Annotated in this window: 14 protein-coding genes and 1 pseudogene; 2 read left to right on the top strand and 13 right to left on the bottom strand. The window is 64.6% G+C overall.

Annotated elements, in window-relative coordinates; genetic code table 11:
* Positions 1–69 precede the first annotated feature (69 nt).
* The 8 genes and pseudogenes from H6844_18795 to H6844_18760 all read right to left on the bottom strand — a co-directional run bounded on the left by H6844_18795 (position 70) and on the right by H6844_18760 (position 8,539).
* The gene (locus H6844_18795) at positions 70–726 is read right to left on the bottom strand and encodes a hypothetical protein (GenBank protein ID MCB9931456.1); all 657 of its coding nucleotides are present in this window, start codon (positions 724–726) and stop codon (positions 70–72) included.
* Positions 727–800: 74 nt separating this feature from the next.
* Positions 801–1,616, bottom strand: a complete 816-nt coding sequence (locus H6844_18790) for a thioesterase family protein (GenBank protein ID MCB9931455.1) — start codon at positions 1,614–1,616, stop codon at positions 801–803.
* Positions 1,613–2,017: a (deoxy)nucleoside triphosphate pyrophosphohydrolase gene (locus H6844_18785; GenBank protein MCB9931454.1), complete on the bottom strand. Its 405-nt coding sequence runs from the start codon at positions 2,015–2,017 to the stop codon at positions 1,613–1,615. Before H6844_18785 ends, H6844_18790 begins: the two co-directional genes overlap by 4 nt.
* A 150-nt stretch (positions 2,018–2,167) precedes the next feature.
* On the bottom strand, positions 2,168–3,403 hold the full coding sequence (gene argJ / locus H6844_18780; GenBank protein ID MCB9931453.1) for a bifunctional glutamate N-acetyltransferase/amino-acid acetyltransferase ArgJ: 1,236 nt from the start codon (positions 3,401–3,403) through the stop codon (positions 2,168–2,170).
* A 72-nt stretch (positions 3,404–3,475) separates the two neighbouring features.
* Positions 3,476–4,648, bottom strand: a complete 1,173-nt coding sequence (locus H6844_18775; protein MCB9931452.1) for a carboxymuconolactone decarboxylase family protein — start codon at positions 4,646–4,648, stop codon at positions 3,476–3,478.
* 40 nt (positions 4,649–4,688) lie between these two features.
* On the bottom strand, positions 4,689–5,765 hold the full coding sequence (locus H6844_18770) for a beta family protein (GenBank protein MCB9931451.1): 1,077 nt from the start codon (positions 5,763–5,765) through the stop codon (positions 4,689–4,691).
* Positions 5,766–5,774: 9 nt separating this feature from the next.
* A pseudogene (locus H6844_18765) lies at positions 5,775–6,301 on the bottom strand (ImmA/IrrE family metallo-endopeptidase).
* Between the two features lie 573 nt (positions 6,302–6,874).
* Positions 6,875–8,539 (bottom strand): thiamine pyrophosphate-binding protein, encoded by a 1,665-nt coding sequence (locus H6844_18760; GenBank protein ID MCB9931450.1) that lies wholly within the window; start codon positions 8,537–8,539, stop codon positions 6,875–6,877.
* A gap of 143 nt (positions 8,540–8,682) precedes the next feature.
* Here H6844_18760 and H6844_18755 point away from each other — a divergent pair, with 143 nt between their 5' ends.
* On the top strand, positions 8,683–9,837 hold the full coding sequence (locus tag H6844_18755) for an acyl-CoA dehydrogenase family protein (protein MCB9931449.1): 1,155 nt from the start codon (positions 8,683–8,685) through the stop codon (positions 9,835–9,837).
* 382 nt (positions 9,838–10,219) lie between these two features.
* Here the strand turns inward: H6844_18755 and H6844_18750 are convergent, their stop codons facing one another.
* The 5 genes from H6844_18750 to H6844_18730 form a co-directional block, all read right to left on the bottom strand.
* Positions 10,220–11,812, bottom strand: a complete 1,593-nt coding sequence (locus H6844_18750) for an NAD(P)/FAD-dependent oxidoreductase (protein MCB9931448.1) — start codon at positions 11,810–11,812, stop codon at positions 10,220–10,222.
* 54 nt (positions 11,813–11,866) lie between these two features.
* Entirely contained in the window at positions 11,867–13,072 is a 1,206-nt protein-coding gene (locus H6844_18745) for an acyl-CoA dehydrogenase family protein (GenBank protein MCB9931447.1), read from the bottom strand.
* A gap of 66 nt (positions 13,073–13,138) precedes the next feature.
* Entirely contained in the window at positions 13,139–13,705 is a 567-nt protein-coding gene (locus tag H6844_18740; GenBank protein ID MCB9931446.1) for a hypothetical protein, read from the bottom strand.
* A 116-nt stretch (positions 13,706–13,821) separates the two neighbouring features.
* The gene (locus H6844_18735) at positions 13,822–14,625 is read right to left on the bottom strand and encodes a crotonase/enoyl-CoA hydratase family protein (protein MCB9931445.1); all 804 of its coding nucleotides are present in this window, start codon (positions 14,623–14,625) and stop codon (positions 13,822–13,824) included.
* Positions 14,626–14,838: 213 nt separating this feature from the next.
* A complete protein-coding gene (locus H6844_18730; GenBank protein ID MCB9931444.1) occupies positions 14,839–15,750 on the bottom strand; it encodes an MBL fold metallo-hydrolase in 912 nt (303 codons plus the stop codon).
* A 256-nt stretch (positions 15,751–16,006) separates the two neighbouring features.
* Between H6844_18730 and H6844_18725 the strand changes: the two genes are divergently transcribed.
* Positions 16,007–16,942: a bifunctional enoyl-CoA hydratase/phosphate acetyltransferase gene (locus H6844_18725; GenBank protein MCB9931443.1), complete on the top strand. Its 936-nt coding sequence runs from the start codon at positions 16,007–16,009 to the stop codon at positions 16,940–16,942.
* The last annotated feature ends 2 nt before the right edge of the window (positions 16,943–16,944 follow it).

Genomic DNA, 16,944 nt, shown 5'->3' with positions numbered 1-16,944 from the left:
GAAGGCGGCCTTCCCTCGTTCCCGATCTCGACTGGCCCCAGGTATTCCGACCCACGCAACCGTGCGCATTCAGCGGCGCAGGGGATGCGCTTTTGCCCAAGCCGCAATGGCCGTTTCCGTTTCGGGCGAGGCGGCGAGACCGGGCCAGAAGGAAGCGAGCCGCCCGAGGAACGCGTCAGGCTCTCCGTTCACCTCGCTCCAGACCGTTGCGACATAGTATTCGGCAATGGCGATCTGCCCGGAGCGGTCGAACCGACGGTGCTGCCATTCAGGCCGCCCGTCTTTTCTTGTCGTCGCTTCCAGATGCAGGCGCCGTAGCCCAAAGCCGCCGGCTTGGACCGCCTGGTCCTCCGGATATTGCTCGTGGATTGCCGTCAATAGCTGCTCGACGGTCAACAGCGTGACCGCTGGTCCCGAAAGCGGCGGCTCGCAGTGATCCCAGTCATAGGGCGACACGAGATGCGTGATCAGGTCCAGCAACCGGTCTTCGACCGGCTTGGAACGGCCGGGGCCGGTCCCCTGACGGCTTTGGCCCGCGGCATCGGTTGCCGTAGGCGCTTGCGATCGGTGGACGTAGAGCGTGAACGATTTGATCCGTCCACGCGGGTCCGAAGCGGCCTCCTCCTCGATACGCACGTCCGGATGCTCCCGTTGCCAGATGCGCCGTTCCCTTTCCGCCGCTTCTCGGGTGGCAAACCCGGCGATTTTCAGAATGTCGTCCGCCAAATGTCCCTCCCGGTTCATCGCCCGACGCTATGGCGAATGGTCAAATGCGCCTTCTCGGGGATAGGGCCACGGGTCTACCCGGCCCGGGGCGGGAATCCGAGGGCCCGGTCGCCCGGTCCGTCCAGCGGGGTCAGCACCACGCACTGGGACGCCGCTCCGAAGGCGCCGTGCCGGTCAAACAGTTCGGTTTCAGTGGTGCCGAGGCCGTTCTGGCGCCAGTGCTGGCGGTTGCGGAAACCGATCCAGGGGCCTTGCGGCGGCCGGGCGAGGCGCACGCCCAACTCCACGTTCGGAAACCACTTCGCCTTGGGTTCGCGCCAGCCGTCCGGGCGCCAGGTGCCGCTGGACCAGTCGGCGACGCTGGCGGCCAATGCCATCGGCGTCTCGCCCGGAAACAACGGCCGGTCGTAGCGATACCAGCAGAGGCTGTCCTCGGTGAAGCGCATCTCCGCCACATCGCCGAGCCAGGGGTGGCCGGGGGAGGTGAGGCGGCCCGGCTTTCCGGTCTCGGGGGCGAGAGGCGCGAAGTCCGGCTCCGGCATGCCCGGGGTGGGTTCGGCGCGGGCAAAGGCTGCCTGGGCACTGGCCTGCAGCTTGCCGTCGGTCCGGGCCTCCGCGCGCAGGAACAGGCCGCGGCCGCCCAGGCGCAGCACCTCGACCGTCACCTGGTTGGCCCGTCGCGGCACCGGGCGCAGCAGGAAGACGGAGACAGAGAGCGGCAGGAACGGGTTGGCCGGGTTCGGGTCCAACTCACGGGCCTTCAACTCGCAGGCGCCGGTCAGCATCGCGCCGACCGCGCCGCCGTGCATGCCGGGGCCGTTGAAGCCGCCGGCGGCGAGTTCCGGCGTCCAGATGTCGCCCTCGATGGAGAATACAGTGGTTTGGCTCACAACAAATCCCGCAGCATCGCCACCAGCGGCTTGTCGGCCGGCGGCATCGGATAATCGGTCATGCGGTTGGGCCGCACCCAGACGAGGCGCTGGCCTTCCTGCGGCGTCGGATTGCCCTTCCAGACGCGGCAGACATAAAGCGGCATCAGCAGGTGGAAGTCCGCATAGGTGTGGCTGGCAAAGGTGAAGGGCGAGAGGCAGCTTTCCGCCGTATCCACCGCCAGTTCCTCTTTCAACTCGCGGATCAGGGCGGCTTCCGGCGTTTCGCCAGGGTCGACCTTGCCGCCGGGAAACTCCCAGAGGCCGGCCAGGCTCTTGCCCTCCGGCCGCTGCGCCAGCAGCACGCGCCCGTCCCGGTCGATCAGGGCAACGGCGGTGACGAGGAGAATGGGCAGGGTCATGACCTCACACCCCCAACCGCTCGTGTTTCCCGGCCTTGTGCCGGGACCAGGCGGAGAGCCGGCCTGCCGTAGCGGCCCCGGATCGCTCTGCGAGCGTCCGGGGTGCAGGCGCTGTCGAAGCAGCCGTGGTGCGGGGCGCGCACGGGCATCCTAGCTGCGATAGTCGCCGTTGATGGTGATGTAGCCGTGGGTCAGGTCGCAGGTCCAGACCGTCGCCTGCCCTCGGCCCAGGCCGATGTCGATGGCGATGTCGATCTCCTGGCCCTTCATGTGCTGGGCCACCGGCCCCTCGTCATAGCCGGGGACGACCTTGCCCTGGTCGGTGATCTTCACGCCGCCGATATGGATTTGCAGCCGGTCGCGGTCCGCCTTCTCGCCGGACTTGCCGACGGCCATGACGATGCGGCCCCAGTTGGCGTCCTCGCCGGCAATGGCGGTCTTGACCAGGGGCGAGTTGGCGACCGAGAGGCCGATGCGCTTCGCCGCCGCGTCGCTGTCCGCGCCCGTCACCCGGATGGCGACGAACTTGGTCGCGCCCTCGCCGTCGCGGACGATCTGCTGGGCGAGGTCGAGGCAGACCGCCTCCACCGCCTCCGCGAATTCGGCCAGGCCCGGGTCGAAGGCGTGGGCCGGCGCCGGGTTGCCGGCCTTGCCCGTCGCGCAAAGAATCACCGTGTCGCTGGTGGAGGTGTCGCTGTCGACGGTGATGCAGTTGAACGAGCGCTCGACGGCCCGGCTCAGCACGCCTTGCAGCACGTCCGCCGGCACGTTCGCATCGGTGCAGAGAAAGCCCAGCATGGTCGCCATGTCCGGCGCGATCATGCCGGAGCCCTTGGCGACGCCGTTGATCCGCACCGGGACGCCGCCGATCTTCGCGGTCGCGGTCGCGCCCTTGGGGAAGGTGTCGGTGGTCATGATGGCGCCGCCGGCGAACGCCCATTGGTCCTCGGTCACCTTGGCGAACAGGTCCGGGAGCTTGGCGGGGATGTGGTCGGCCGGGATCGGCTCGCCGATGACGCCGGTGGAGGCGATGAACACTTCCGACGGCTGGCAGCCGGCCAGCTTCGCCGCGGCCTCGCCGGTGGCGCGCACGGTGTCGCGGCCGGCCTGGCCGGTGAAGGCGTTGGAGTTGCCGGAGTTCACCACGATCGCCCGGGCCGAGCCGCCCTTCAGCGCCTCCTGGCACCACTGCACCGGCGCGCCGGCGGTCAGCGACTTGGTAAAGCAGCCGGCGACGGTCGTGCCCGCATCCAGCAGCCAGAGCGCCAGGTCGTGGCGGCCCTTGTACTTGATCCCGGCCTCCATGGCGCCGAGGCGGACGCCGGCGATGGGCGGCAGAGTGGGGAAGGACGCGGGCGCGAGCGGCGATTGGGGCAGGGAGGCCATGGCACGTAAGACCGTCTTGGAGGTGATGTTGCGGGCGCGACCATGCCGCGCCCGCGCGGTTTCGGCAAGGGGTCAGGCGGCCTCGCTGTAGGGCTCCAGATAATCGTCGAGCTGCACCGCCAGCGTGTTCAGCGCGCAACTCACCATGCGGTACTGGCCGCAGATGAAGATCAGGTCCAGGATTTGTTGCAGCGAATAGGCGTCCGAGAGCCGCGCCCAGAGGGCGTCGTCGATCATGCTGGTGCGGTGCAACTGGTTCACGGCCTCGACCAGCAGTCCCTCGCGGCCGCCGAGCGTGCCGTCGGCGATGGCGGCGATCTCCGCCGCGGAGAGGCCGCGCTCCAGGGCAATGGGCCGGTGCTGCGCCCACTCGTAGCCGGAGCCGCAGAGCCGGCCGATGCGCAACATCACCGTCTCGCGCTCGCGCAGCGACAACTCGCACTTGTGCAGGCAGTGGCCGAAAAACGGCATCCAGCGGCGCAGCAGGTCCGGGTGGTGCATCATGGTCTGGATGACGTTGATCCGGTCCAGATGGCCGCGGGCCTTGTCGTAGAGTTCGCGCGACTTCTCGCCCAGCAATTCCAGCGGCTCCGGCTCCAGGCGCGGCTTGGCGCGCTTGATCGCCATGGAGGGGAGGGCGGCCGACGGCTGGGCGGAGTTGCCCGGCAGGTCCGGGTCCGGCGGCGCCCAGCCTGCGTCCAGCTGCACGCCCAGCACGTTCAGCGCCCAGGCGAGAGTCGTGTAGTTGCAGGCGGTGAACACCGCGTCCAGGATCTGGCGGGCGGAGTAGCGGTCGATCAGTTCGTTCCAGACCGCGTCGTCGACGAATTGCTTTGTGTAGAGCTGCTCGGCCATGGCCAGCAGCGCCCGCTCACCCCGGTTCCAGAGCGGGTCCGCCGAGCCCTCGGCGATGGCCTGGAACTCGACTTGCGTGAACTGGCAGTCCTTCTCGGCGATGGGGACGTGCTGGCCCCACTCATAGGCGCAACCCGCCATCCAGCCGGCGCGCATGATGACCATTTCCCGCTCGTGGGGCGGCAGGGTGGACTTGAACAGCAGGTGATTGGCGAGCGGGCTCCAGCGGCGGAGCAGTTGCGGGTGATGCGCCAGGGTCGCGAACACGTTCAGCACCTGGCCATGCTCGAACCCGCCGGGCCGCTGGAGCATTTCCTGGATCTGCGGGTCCATCTGGCCGAGCGCCAGCGGCTGCACGCGGGGGGTGGAGAGGCGGTAGGGTTGGGTCATGGGCGGGGACTTTCTGGGATCTGATTCTCGGAGTCTGGGTTCAATCTTCCCAATCTTCATCAAAATCTATCGAATGAATTTCTGGATAATCAAAGAATGCTTGTCGATGCAGATGAATATTGACGCGCGCAGCAACATTTTTTGGCGCAGTATCGATTCCGATTTCCTCGTTAATTGTTGTTTGAAATATCATTTCCTCACCCCATATATTGAGATTTCCATCCCAAATATCGTCTCTTTCAACCAGCTTTTTTGCTGCGGTTTCAAAATCCCATTCTTCATTTTTATTGCGTACAATATACCAAGCGCTAGAGGTAGGGTAATCGATCCGGTCCCAGGGCCGGTTCGCAAATCCACTATGCTCCCGAGGGCGGGTACTGCCCCAATCCCCATAAATGATAGTAGTTCGGTTAGAAGATCGAGAAATCTGCTCAACAAGTTGGCGATTATTAAAGGGGACCGGTGTGATACCTTCATACCGAGTAAAAATTTTTGGCATCGAAGTGCATGATAATATTATAGGAACGCTTGCGTCAATCGCCTGTAAACTTTCCGATAGTATCCCTTGAAACCATACAGATAAGCTTAGTGGATCAGTAGTCCAGCCACCCTCCAAAATAATGGCAAAATCCGCTGTGCCGCCTGCTGAGAATGCTGAGATAATTTCATCAATATTCCCAGGGAAGCGATCCCTAACAATCCGCATAAAGTAAGGGCGTTCCAACTCTTGGAACGCCGCAATCTGCTGCCGAAGATCGGCTTCGTTCTGGTCTCTTGTTTGAACGCAAGGCCACACCCAGACATGCTGCTCTACAAAGTCAACCCAATTGGCAAACCCGTTGGCTGGATCCATTAGGTGGGTGAGTTCTTGCTGAGGAGCGCTTTCTAGGTTGGTGAACCGATAATCCCTGTCAATGTCTAGAAAGTAGTTTCTGTTTGGGAAGGCCCGCTCGACGCGATCAATCGCGCGCTCGAGTGTGTTAGAATTGGCCCACGGCGCGAGCAATATACAGGGTGTCATCCTGTCCTTGGTTGCTCCCGGTAAAAACTCCAGCGCATTCATTTCGCTGGGACGAATAGCGAGCGTTGGAACGTATTTCCTATCCCCAAAATTCATTTCTAATCACTATGCTGCATCAGCGAAAGTGGAGAGGCGGATTTCCATTGCTGCTTTGGAAACTTGAAATCGTGCAGCAAGCCCTTCAATTGTAGCGTCCATTACAACCCCGCTAAATTCATCCCTCAGTGCTTTTTCTACAAGTTCCATCGGCATAACAATATCTGCCGCCAGTCTATTGGCTTCAAATTCAATGCGCTCGGGCGCACCTGATCGGTAAAGCACATTGTCTTTAATACCTTCTGGCGTGCTATCGATAATGTGGCGGTGTAGTAGAAAATGAGAAAGCTCGTGAGCGATAGTAAACCGTTGTCTTTCTCGGGCTCATAGCGATTGACACGAATCACATATCCGTTTCCTTCGCGTTTAATCTGACCAGAAACCCCCTGTGCAGGCTCGACACCTTCATCGACACCCCGAATTCCTTCGCGATTTGCCCAAGCTTTACAGGATACTGGAGAGGTGCCTTTCAAGAATTGCCTTTTTCGTCGGCTCGCAAGCGCTTTATTTCCGTGAAGCCATGGTGATTCTCCCATCTATCGTTCGATTGCATTATCTGGATCGTAATCTTCATCCAACTCATCAATTTTCTTTTACAGCATCTTCTTTCTGAGTGTACGATATTCGGTCCTGTTGCATATGCAACCTCGTCAATGCGAGACTTAATTTCTTATCTGACAATTTTTCTTTCAACTAGTGATCTGATTTTCTGTAAGGGCGCTGCTCGTTCTGCATGTCTCCTAATTTCTCGGAACGTATATGCTGCGACAAGTCCGACCCCTATCGCACAGCTAGCCGCCAACACAACTGTAACCGCGGTCATCATGGCGGAAACAAAGCTAAGGTACGTTGGAAGCGCAAAGACCGGCTCTTCTTGAGTTCCCGGTATTCCGTCGATCCGATCAACCACACCTAACGAAAGCAAAATGTAACAGAGGACCACTCCGCCGATTAGTCCCGCTAAGGCTGCGATGATCTTCATCTTATAAACCGGATAAGGACGTGTTGCTCATTGTACCCATATATATTCTTACTATGTTCCTTGCAAGCTACCGTCTGTACCGGATAGTCAATCAGGAGATTCGCTTGGAGGAAATGTGGGACATCCATCACGCCACCATCGCCTCAATCAGCGTCGGCCCGTCGGTCTTGGCAATCGCCTTCGCGAACGCCGCCTCGAACGCCGCGCCGTCCGAGACGCGCACGCTCTCCATGCCGTAGCCCTCGGCGATTTTGGCGGCGTCGATGCTGGGGTTGGAGAAGTTCATGCCGATATACTGCTCGTTGCCGTGGAACAGTTTCAGGCGCTGGCGGATGATGCGGTAGCCGTCGTTGTTGCAGATGACGAACACCACCGGCGCCTTCATGTTCGCCGCCGTCCAGAGCGCCTGGATCGAGTACTGGGCCGAGCCGTCGCCGATCACCGCCACCACGCGCCGCTCCGGCTGGGCCATCTGCACCCCGACCGCCGCCGCGATGCCCCAGCCGATGCCGCCGGAGACGTTGCCGAAATAGCTGTAGCGATCGACGAACGGGAAGTGCGCGTTCAAGGTCGCGGCACTGGTCACGCCCTCGTCGACCACGATCACGTCGCGGGGGGCGAGGTCGCTCATGCGCATCATCAGCCATTCGGCGTTGACCGGCTCGCCGGCACCCTTGGCCTCCGCGTCGGCGCGGCGCTTGGCGCGGACGCTGGTCCAGTTCTGAGGCTCGACCGCGGCGATGCGCTTCGCCGCCGTTGCGGCCTGGGCGGCCCCGCCCTTGGCCTTTAGCAGTGGCGTGAGGGCGGCGAGGGTCTCGCTGAGGTCGGCGCGGAGTGCCATCTCGGCCGGGTAGTTCTTGCCCATCTCCCAGTCGTTCAGGCCGATCTGGATCACCGGCAGGGCCTCCGGCAGCGGGTCGACCTCGGAATAGACCGACATGCGCAGCACGTCCGCGCCCAGGCAGACCAGCAGGTCATAGGGCTCCAGCGCCTTGCGCACGTCCGGCTGCGAGCGGCCGAGGCAGCGGATGAAGGCCGGGTGCTCGCTGGGGAAATGGGCGCCGCTCGCCACCGTCTGCTGGAACACCGGCGCGCCCAGGGCGTCGACGAAGGCCACGGCCTCGGCAAAGGCGTCGGAATTCACGATCTCGGTGCCGGCAATCACCACCGGGTTCTTCGCCGCCAGCAGCCGGTCGGCGAGGGCGTCCAGGGCGGCGTCGCTGGGGCGGACGCTCGTGTCGACGCGGGTGCGGCGGCCGAGGTCGATGGCGGCGTCGCTGTTCAGAATGTCGCCCGGCAGGGAGATGAACACCGGCCCGGTCGGCGCGGTCATCGCCACCTTGGCGGCGCGGCGCAGGACGCGGGGCAGGTCTTCGAGCTGGGTGATCTCGGTCGACCATTTGACCACCGGGGCCGCCATCTCCACCAGCGGGCCATAGAGCAGGGGCTCTTGCAGGCCGTGGCCCTGCTCCTGCTGGCCGGCGGTCAGGATCATCGGCGTGCCGGAATTGGCGGCGGTGAACAGCGTGCCCATGGCGTTGCCGAGGCCGGGTGCGACGTGGACGTTGCAGGCCACCAGCTCGCCGGAGGCGCGGGCATAGCCGTCGGCCATGGCGACGACGACGCTCTCCTGCAGCGCCATGGTGTACTGGATGTCCGGCTCGTCGGTGAGTGCGTGCATGATCGGCAGTTCGGTGGTGCCGGGATTGCCGAACATGCGCTTCACCCCCTCGTCCTTCATGACGGAGAGGAAAGCGGCGCGGCCGGTGATGGTGTTGGTGGGGGCGGACATGGGCGGGCGATCCTCGGACGGGGCAGGGGGTGCGGTCATCGTTGCCGCCCAGCATAGCCGGAGCGCGCGCGCTGGCAACTTGCGCGGTGGCGATGGCCGGGGCAGTACTACGGAAACTTTTCCCCACAGGACCGGACCGCCCCATGGATTTCACCTTCGCCCCCGAACACGTGCAATTGCGAGAGACCGTCCGCCGCTTCGCAGGGGACGAGATGATGCCGCTCGCCGCCGAATCCGACGACGCGGAACGCTTCCCGAAGCATCTGTTCCGGCGCTGGGGCGAGCTCGGCCTGCTGGGCGCGCGCTATCCGGAGGAGGACGGCGGCGTCGGCATGGACAAGGTTTCCGACTGCATCATCCGCGAGGAGCTGGCGCGCGTCAGCCAGGCCTTCTGCGCGGCCTATTCCGCCCACTCCCACCTGGGCATCTGGCCGATCTGGCGGGCCGGGACCGAGATGCAGAAGGCCCAGTATTTCCGCCCGGCGCTGGCCGGCGAGAAGGTGGCGTGCTTCGGCCTGTCGGAGCCGGACGGCGGCTCGAACATCCGGGCGATGAAGACAAGGGCGGAGAAGGTGGAGGGCGGCTATCGCGTCAACGGCGCGAAGCTCTACATCACCAACTCGCCGCTGGCGGATTTCATGCTGCTGGCCGCGCGCACGGCGCCGGACCTGAAGCCCTGGGCCATCAGCCTGTTCATCGTGCCGCTGCCGAACCCGGCCGTGCACATCAGCCACCTGAAGAAAGAGGGGCTGAAGGGCTCGGAGACCGGGCTGCTGGCGATCGAGGACCTGTTCGTGCCGGACGATCACGTTCTGGGCGAGCGCGAGGGCACCTATCCGGTCATTCTCGACTCGCTGACCGAGAACCGGGTCGGGGTCGCGGCCTCGGTGCTGGGTCTCGCCAAGGGCGCCTATGAAGAGGCGCTGGACTATGCTCGCACCCGTATCGTCGCCGGGCGGCCGATCCTGCAATACCAGGCGGTGGCCCATCGCCTCGCCGACATGGTGACGGATATCGAGGCGGCGCACTGGATGGTCTATCACGGCGCCTGGCGGGTGGATCAGGGCACGATCGACCATGCCGCGGCGGCCAAGATCAAGCTATTCGCCAGCGAGGCGGCGCTGCGCGTGACCGAGGGCGCCATGCGGGTGCTGGGCGGGGCCAGCATCATGCGCGAATATTCGGTGGGCCGGCACCATCGCGACGCGCTGGTCTATCTGTTCGGCGAGGGCACCAGCGACGTGCAGCGCAACCTGATCTCCCGCAGCATGGGGGAGTTCGACCTGCTGCCGGAGTAGGGGGTTGGGCGCCCGCCGCTTCGAGGCCCGCTGCGCTCGCACCTCAGCGTGAAGACCGGGGATCGGGAGCCACCTTAGCATTCGCTGGGACGAGATGTTCCCCTGCCGCCGCGGAGCGGGGGTCGGGCCGTCGCTCTCGCGAACACGGGCGGCAACGGTGTTCGCGCACCGAGAGCGGTCCCGGATGTCCGCTCCGCGGGCTCCGGGATACAAGCCTATCCTTCTTCATGCTTCACCCCGAGTAGCCCTGGGCGCAGTCCGGGGCGTATCGAGGGGGCAGGGTGGGCGTCCCTCGTCCCTCGATACGGCGCTTCGCACCTACTCGGGATGAAGCTTGATGGAGGGCGAGGGATGAAGCGCGAAGGCGGGGCGAAGCGGTGGCCTACCGCCGGGCAAAGCCTTTGTAGCCTTCGCGGACGACCGCGTCGCATTTGGCGATATAGGCCGGCAGGCCGCCGATATAGGGCATGAACACGCTGGGCTTGCCCTCGATATTGGCGCCGATATACCAGCTCTTCACCCGCGAACGCAGGGACTGGCCCGCAACGTCGTTGACGTGGGCCACCCACTCGGCTTCCGCCTCCGCCTCAGGCTCGATCACGTGCTTTTGGGCGTCGCGCATGGCGCCGATGGCGTCGGTGATCCATTCGACGTTCTGCTCGATGGAGGGCAGCATGTTGGTCAGCACCGAGGGGCTGCCCGGTCCCGTCACCATGAACATGTTCGGGAAGCCGGCGACCGAGACGCCCAGATAGGTGCGCGGGCCCGCATCCCAGTGGTCCTTCAACTCCAGGCCGTCGCGGCCGCGAATGTCGATGCGCAGATAGCTGCCGGTCATGGCGTCGAAGCCGGTGGCGTAGACGATGCTGTCGACCTCGTATTCCTTGCCATCGTGCAGAACGCCCTTGGCCGTGATGCGCTCGACCGGGGTTTCGCTGACATCCACCAGATGGACGTTCGGCCGGTTGTACATGGCGTAATAGTCGGTATCGACGCAGAGACGCTTGCCGCCGATGATGTTCTTGGGGCAGAGCAGTTCCGCGGTCTCCGGGTCCTTGACGATGGCGCGGATCTTGTTGCGCACGAATTCCTGCGCATATTCGTTGGCCCGCTCGTCCATCAGCATGTCGGTGAAGCCGCCGAGGAAGGTGAGGCCGCCGGTCTGCCAGCGGGTTTCCAACTCCCGCTCGACCTCCTCCTTCGGCGTTTCCACCGCCTTGCGGCTGCCGAAATCGCCCAGCAGGCCGGAGACCATGGTCTTCGCTTCCGCCCGGAACTCGCGGTATTTGGCCTTGACGCCGGAAACATAGTCCGGGTCCTGCGCGCCGTTATGGGCCGGGATCGAATAGTTCGGCGTGCGCTGGAAGATGGTGAGGTCGCTCGCCTGCCGGGCGATCACCGGGCAGGACTGGATCGACGAGGAACCGGTGCCGATCACCGCGACCCGCTGGCCGGTGAAGTCCACCGGCTCGTGCGGCCACTGGCCGGTGTGGTAGCTGTTGCCCTGGAAATCGTCGATGCCGGTGATCTTCGGCATGTTGAAGGACGAGAGGCAGCCGACCGCCAGCACGAAATACTGGGCGCGGGTGGTTTTGCCGTCGCCGGTGGTCACCAACCAGTCCTCGTTCGCGTCGTCGAAATGCGCGGCGGTCACCTTGGTGTTGAAGCGGATATCCCGGCGCAGGTCATAGCGGTCGGCCACGTGCTGCGCGTATTTCAGGATCTCCGGCTGCGGCGAGTATTTCTCCGACCACTCCCATTCCTGCTCCAGCTCCGGGTCGAACTGGTAGGAATACTGCATGCTTTCCACGTCGACGCGCGCGCCCGGGTAGCGGTTCCAGTACCAGGTGCCACCGACATCGGAGCCGGTCTCGAAAGCGATGGCGCTCAGGCCCATCTGGCGGAAACGGTGCAGCAGATACATGCCGCCGAAACCGGCACCGACAACGATCACGTCAAAGTCACGGGTGGCCATCCGGACAGGCTCCTCATTCGAAAATTCACAGGACAGGGCGGGGGAGTGGGGCCGTCAGAGCCCCAGCACCCGCTTGGCGATGATATCGCGCTGCACCTCGTTGGTGCCGCCATAGATCGTGGCGGCGCGCCGCAGCAGGTGCTCCGTCATCACGCCGCGACCATGGTCCGGGCCGATGGTCTCGACATTGGTGTCGATGCGCAGGGCTTCCAGATCATACGGTTGGGCGTAGTTGCCGAGCGCCTCCACGAAGGTCTCGTTCAGCGCCTGCTCGATCTCCGAACCGTTGATCTTCAGCAGCGAGGCCTCCGGCCCGACCGTGCCGCCGCCGGCCTCCTGCGCCAGCACGCGCAGATTGCTCATGCCGAGCGCGGCCAGCTTGGCGTTGATGGTGGCGATGCGGGCGCGGAAGGCCGGATCGTCCCAGAGCGTGCCGCCCTGGCCGTCGCTTTCCTGCTTCGCCGCCGCGATGATCGCTTCCAGCTTCTTGGCCGACTTGCCGACCTGGGCGACGCCCGTGCGCTCGTTGCCGAGCAGGAATTTGGCGTAGGTCCAGCCCTTGTTTTCCTCGCCGATACGGTTGCTGGCCGGAACCCGCACGTCGGTAAAGAACACCTCGTTCAGATAATGGCCGCCATCCATGGAGATGATCGGGCGGATTTCGATGCCGGGCGTTTTCAGGTCGATCAGCAGGAAGCTGATGCCTTCCTGCTTTTTCGGCGCGTTCGGGTCGGTGCGGACCAGGGCGAAAATCCAGTCGGCGTGATGGGCGTGGCTGGTCCAGATCTTCTGGCCGTTGACCACATAGTCGTCGCCATCGCGCACCGCGCGGGTCTTCAGGCTGGCAAGGTCCGAGCCGGAGCCGGGCTCGGAATAGCCCTGGCACCAGAAGGTGTCGCCGGAAAGGATGCCCGGCAGGTGTTGCGCCTTCTGCGCCTCGGTACCGAAGGTGTAGATCACCGGACCGACCATGGTCAGGCCGAAGGGCGAGAGGCGCGGCGCGCCGGTTGCCTGCACCTCCTCGTCGAAAATGTGCTTCTGCACGGCCGTCCAGCCGGTGCCGCCGAACTCCACCGGCCAGTTCGGCGCGATCCAGCCCTTGTTGTAGAGGATTTTGTGCCAGTCCCGCGTCATCTCCTTGGAAACATAGGAGGGCGCAAGCTGCGTCTGCCGGCGGATATGGTCCGGCATGGCGGTTTTCAGGAAGGCGCGAACCTCGTCGCGGAAGGCCAAGTCTTCGGGTTTGTAAGCGGCGTCCATGGGAATCCGAACTCTGATGGGCAATGGATGCCCCCGCGGGCTGGCGGGGGCCAAGTGAGGGGCAGTCTAGTCCAAAGACGGTTCCATCGAAACCGCCACGGCGCGGGTCACGGTGACATCGACCTTGTCGCCCTTTTTCAGGCTCGCCGCAAATTGGGCCATATCGGGGTTGACGAACACGCTGTCGGGCTTGCCGTCCGGGTTGATGTAGGTCGCGATCTGGCTGTCGGGGTCATAGTGGATGAACTCGACCACCATGTTGACCGCCTCTGCCGTGACCATGGCCGGCATCTCGCCCTTGCCGGCCCGTTCGACCACCGTGGCGCCGGCCGGCGCGTCGGCACTGCCCGCATCCGCGAGATGGGCGGCCACCGATTCGTAATAGGCGACCGTGAGGTGGTCGCCGACCTTGACCCGTTCGAAATTGCGAACATCCGGGCTGGCAACCACCGTCACGTAATTCCCGTTTTCGTCGCGCAGCACGACTTCGCGGGTCTTCTGGTCGATGGCACGGACTTCCGCGGTCATCGTCGCGGTGTGTTCGTGCGTGGCAACCGGGTTTTCGGCCGCGGCAGGACGGGTTGCCGCCGCCATCATCGCGGCGGCGACAAGAACCAAGGACAGGCGTTTCATGGGCTTGCTCCCAATGGCAGTCAGACGCTCGGTGATCGGATCGACCCCGAGGTTCGACACTATCGGGATAGCGTCCGCCTTGTCATTGCTATCCGACGCGCCTGTGCCGTATCGCCCTAGCGCCCGGTGAAGACCGGCTTGCGCTTTTCGACAAAGGCGAGGGCGGCTTCCTCATGGTCCTTGGTGGACTGGGCCAGCGCCTGGAAGCCGGCCGCCATTTCCAGCGACGTGGCGAGCGACTGGCTCTCGCTCTCTTTCAGCAGCCGCTTGGTCATGCGCAGCGCCTCCGGCGGCTTGGCGGCGATCTTCTTCGCCATGTCCATGCACGCGCCCATCAGGCCGTCATGGGGCACGACCTTGTGCACCAGGCCCACTTCCAGGCATTCGTCCGCCTTCAGCACGTCGCCGGTAAAGGCCATCTCGAACGCCTTGGCGCGGCCGACGATCCGGGGCAGATACCAGGCGCCGCCGTCGCCGGGGATGATGCCCAGATTGACGAACACCTCGCCCATCAGCGCCTTGTCGCTGGCAATGCGGATGTCGCACATCATGGCCAGGTCGCAGCCGGCGCCGATGGCCGGGCCGTTGACCGCGGCGATGATCGGGATTTCCACCTTGTCGAGGCAGAGCGGGATGCGCTGGATGCCCTCGCGGTACCAGTGGCGGGTGCCGTTGGGGAAAGCCTGGTTCTCGGCCGCCGTCTCGGCAAAGCCCTTCACGTCGCCGCCGGACGAAAACGCCGAGCCGGCGCCGGTCAGAATGATGCACGAGACCTCGTGATCCTTGGCGGCTTTCTCGAACGCCGCCTCGAACGCGTCCAGCATGTCATAGGCGGAGATGGAGTTGCGGATTTCCGGACGGTTGATCGTGATCGTGACGATCCGACCTTGCTTCTCGTAGAGCATCAGGTCTTGAGCCATGGGAGACGCCTTTGGTTGTGTTTGAGAGGGTGTTTGTTAACGGATGGCCCTACATACACAAACACCCGCCACCATTGCGAGTCCCGGGGCAGGGGCCGGGGTATCCGCAAGGGTGGCGGGTGCGGAAGGGCGCCCGTCAGGAAAGGCGCCCGTCGGGAAAGGCGCCCGTCAGGAAAGGCGCCCGTCGGGAAAGGCGCCCGTCGGGGCAGGCGGTCAGGGCAGGCGGTAGAGGCTGTCCGGACCGGGCGGGTCGTCGGGGCTGACGACGCGGCCTTCCTCCACCATGTGCAGCAGATGGCTCAGCACGCTGCGGCCGGCGGCCCGGTGCAGTTGCTCCGGCGTGTTGATGTAGATTTCCTTCACCATTTCCGGGATGTGCTGCGGGTGATGCGCCAGGCAGTCGATAATCTGCTGCTCGCGCTCGCCCCGGTGTTCGATGAAGCTCTCGACAAAGGCCTTGGGGTCGGTGATCGGCCCGCCATGGCCCGGATAATAGGTGTGCTCCGGCCGGGCCAGCATCTTGCGCAGGCTGGCCATGTAGTGGCTCATATCGCCGTCCGGCGGCGAGACGATGCTGGTGGACCAGCCCATCAGGTGGTCGCCGGTCAGGATGACGTCATCTTCCTTCACGACATAGCAGAGATGGTTGGAAATATGGCCCGGCGTGAAGATCGCCTCGACCGTCCAGCCGTCGCCCTTCAGGATTTCGCCGTCGGCGAGCCGGATGTCCGGAACGAACGAGGTGTCGCCGCCCTCCGGCCCGGCAAACGGCCAGTTGCGCCGCGCGCCGACGCCGTGCGGGCCATAGCCATAGGTGGGCGCGTCCGTCCATTCCTTCATCAGCGCCACGCCCGGCGAGTGATCGCGGTGGGTGTGCGTCACCAGGATGTGCGAGACGGTCTCGCCGTTTTCCGCCAGCACCTCGCGCAGCCGGTCGGTGTGCGCCTTCTCGGCCGGGCCGGGATCGACGATGCCCACCTTGCCGTGGCCCAGGATATAGGTGTTGGTGCCATGGAAGGTGAACGAGCTGGGGTTGGGGCAGGTGACCCGGCGGATGCGCGGGGTCAGGGTTACGACCTCCCCGGTCTCGTAGGGGAAGTCTTTGTTGAAAGGGATGACGGCCATGCGGCGTGTCTCCTGAGGATCATTCGCAATTTCATTCCAAAAAGCGGCACGGCCCGCTGCCGAAGTCAAGGCCCTCGCTCCGGGCGGACGCGACACGGGCGGGACGGCGGGGCCGACGGAGCGGGCAGGGGATTGATTTAGGTCATCGCCCTGCCGACCTTTCCGGCTAGGCTGCCCCCCGCTAGGCTGCCCCCCGCTAGGCTGCCCCCCGCTAGGCTGCCCGTCGTCCCGAACCGGGCAGGGGAGATTCCCGTTCATGTCGCAGTTCTTCGACGATTTGCACGCCAAGTGCGCCGACCTGCCACCCATGCCAACGGCTGTTGCCCATCCCTGCGACGCGGTTTCGCTGTCGGGCGCGGTCGACGCCGCAGAGGCAGGGCTGCTGCGGCCGATCCTGGTCGGCCCGGAGCACAAAATCCGCGCGGTGGCGGAGGCGGAGGGCCTCGACCTCTCGCCCTACGAACTGATCCCGACCAAGCACAGCCACGCCGCGGCGGAGAAAGCCGTCGCCCTGGTGCGGGAGGGAACGGCGAGCGTGCTGATGAAGGGCTCGCTGCACACCGACGAACTCATGCACGAGGTGACGCAAAAGGCAACCGGCCTGCGCACCGACCGGCGCCTGAGCCATGTCTATGTCATGCATGTCCCGACCTATCCGAAGCTGCTGATGGTCACGGACGCGGCGATCAACATCTACCCGACGCTGGAAGACAAGCGCGACATCTGCCAGAACGCGATCGAGCTGGCCCAGGCGCTGGGCATCGCCACGCCCAAGGTCGGCATTCTGTCCGCGGTGGAGACGGTGACCCCCAAGCTGCCATCCACCGTGGAGGCGGCGGCGCTCTGCAAGATGGCGGATCGGGGCCAGATCACCGGCGGCCTGCTGGACGGACCGTTGGCCTTCGACAATGCCATCAGCAAGGAAGCGGCGGAAATCAAGCACATCCGCTCGGAGGTTGCGGGAGACGTCGATATCCTGCTGGCCCCGGACCTGGAAGCCGGCAACATGCTGGCGAAACAATTGACCTTCCTCGCCAATGCCGACGCGGCCGGCCTGGTCGTGGGTGCGCGGGTGCCGATCATCCTGACCAGCCGGGCGGATAGCGTGCCGGCGCGGCTGGCCTCCTGCGCCGTGGCCGCGATCTTCGCTGCCGCCCGCCAGGGCCTGCGCGACGCCGCGGCGGAGGATTGAGC

It is taken from the genome of Alphaproteobacteria bacterium, assembly GCA_020638555.1.
GTDB lineage: Bacteria > Pseudomonadota > Alphaproteobacteria > Bin95 > Bin95 > JACKII01.
The sequence above is the reverse complement of the archived record's forward strand: the minus strand, read 5'-3'. Positions and strand labels throughout refer to the sequence as shown.

What these genes read in the sequence shown, in the direction of transcription:
- H6844_18785 (MCB9931454.1), bottom strand. Translation starts at nt 2,017, where the DNA reads ATGACCCTGCCCATTCTCCTCGTCACCGCCGTTGCCCTGATCGACCGG.
- argJ (MCB9931453.1), bottom strand. Translation starts at nt 3,403, where the DNA reads ATGGCCTCCCTGCCCCAATCGCCGCTCGCGCCCGCGTCCTTCCCCACT.
- H6844_18775 (MCB9931452.1), bottom strand. Translation starts at nt 4,648, where the DNA reads ATGACCCAACCCTACCGCCTCTCCACCCCCCGCGTGCAGCCGCTGGCG.
- H6844_18770 (MCB9931451.1), bottom strand. Translation starts at nt 5,765, where the DNA reads ATGAATTTTGGGGATAGGAAATACGTTCCAACGCTCGCTATTCGTCCC.
- H6844_18760 (MCB9931450.1), bottom strand. Translation starts at nt 8,539, where the DNA reads ATGTCCGCCCCCACCAACACCATCACCGGCCGCGCCGCTTTCCTCTCC.
- H6844_18755 (MCB9931449.1), top strand. Translation starts at nt 8,683, where the DNA reads ATGGATTTCACCTTCGCCCCCGAACACGTGCAATTGCGAGAGACCGTC.
- H6844_18750 (MCB9931448.1), bottom strand. Translation starts at nt 11,812, where the DNA reads ATGGCCACCCGTGACTTTGACGTGATCGTTGTCGGTGCCGGTTTCGGC.
- H6844_18745 (MCB9931447.1), bottom strand. Translation starts at nt 13,072, where the DNA reads ATGGACGCCGCTTACAAACCCGAAGACTTGGCCTTCCGCGACGAGGTT.
- H6844_18740 (MCB9931446.1), bottom strand. Translation starts at nt 13,705, where the DNA reads ATGAAACGCCTGTCCTTGGTTCTTGTCGCCGCCGCGATGATGGCGGCG.
- H6844_18735 (MCB9931445.1), bottom strand. Translation starts at nt 14,625, where the DNA reads ATGGCTCAAGACCTGATGCTCTACGAGAAGCAAGGTCGGATCGTCACG.
- H6844_18730 (MCB9931444.1), bottom strand. Translation starts at nt 15,750, where the DNA reads ATGGCCGTCATCCCTTTCAACAAAGACTTCCCCTACGAGACCGGGGAG.
- H6844_18725 (MCB9931443.1), top strand. Translation starts at nt 16,007, where the DNA reads ATGTCGCAGTTCTTCGACGATTTGCACGCCAAGTGCGCCGACCTGCCA.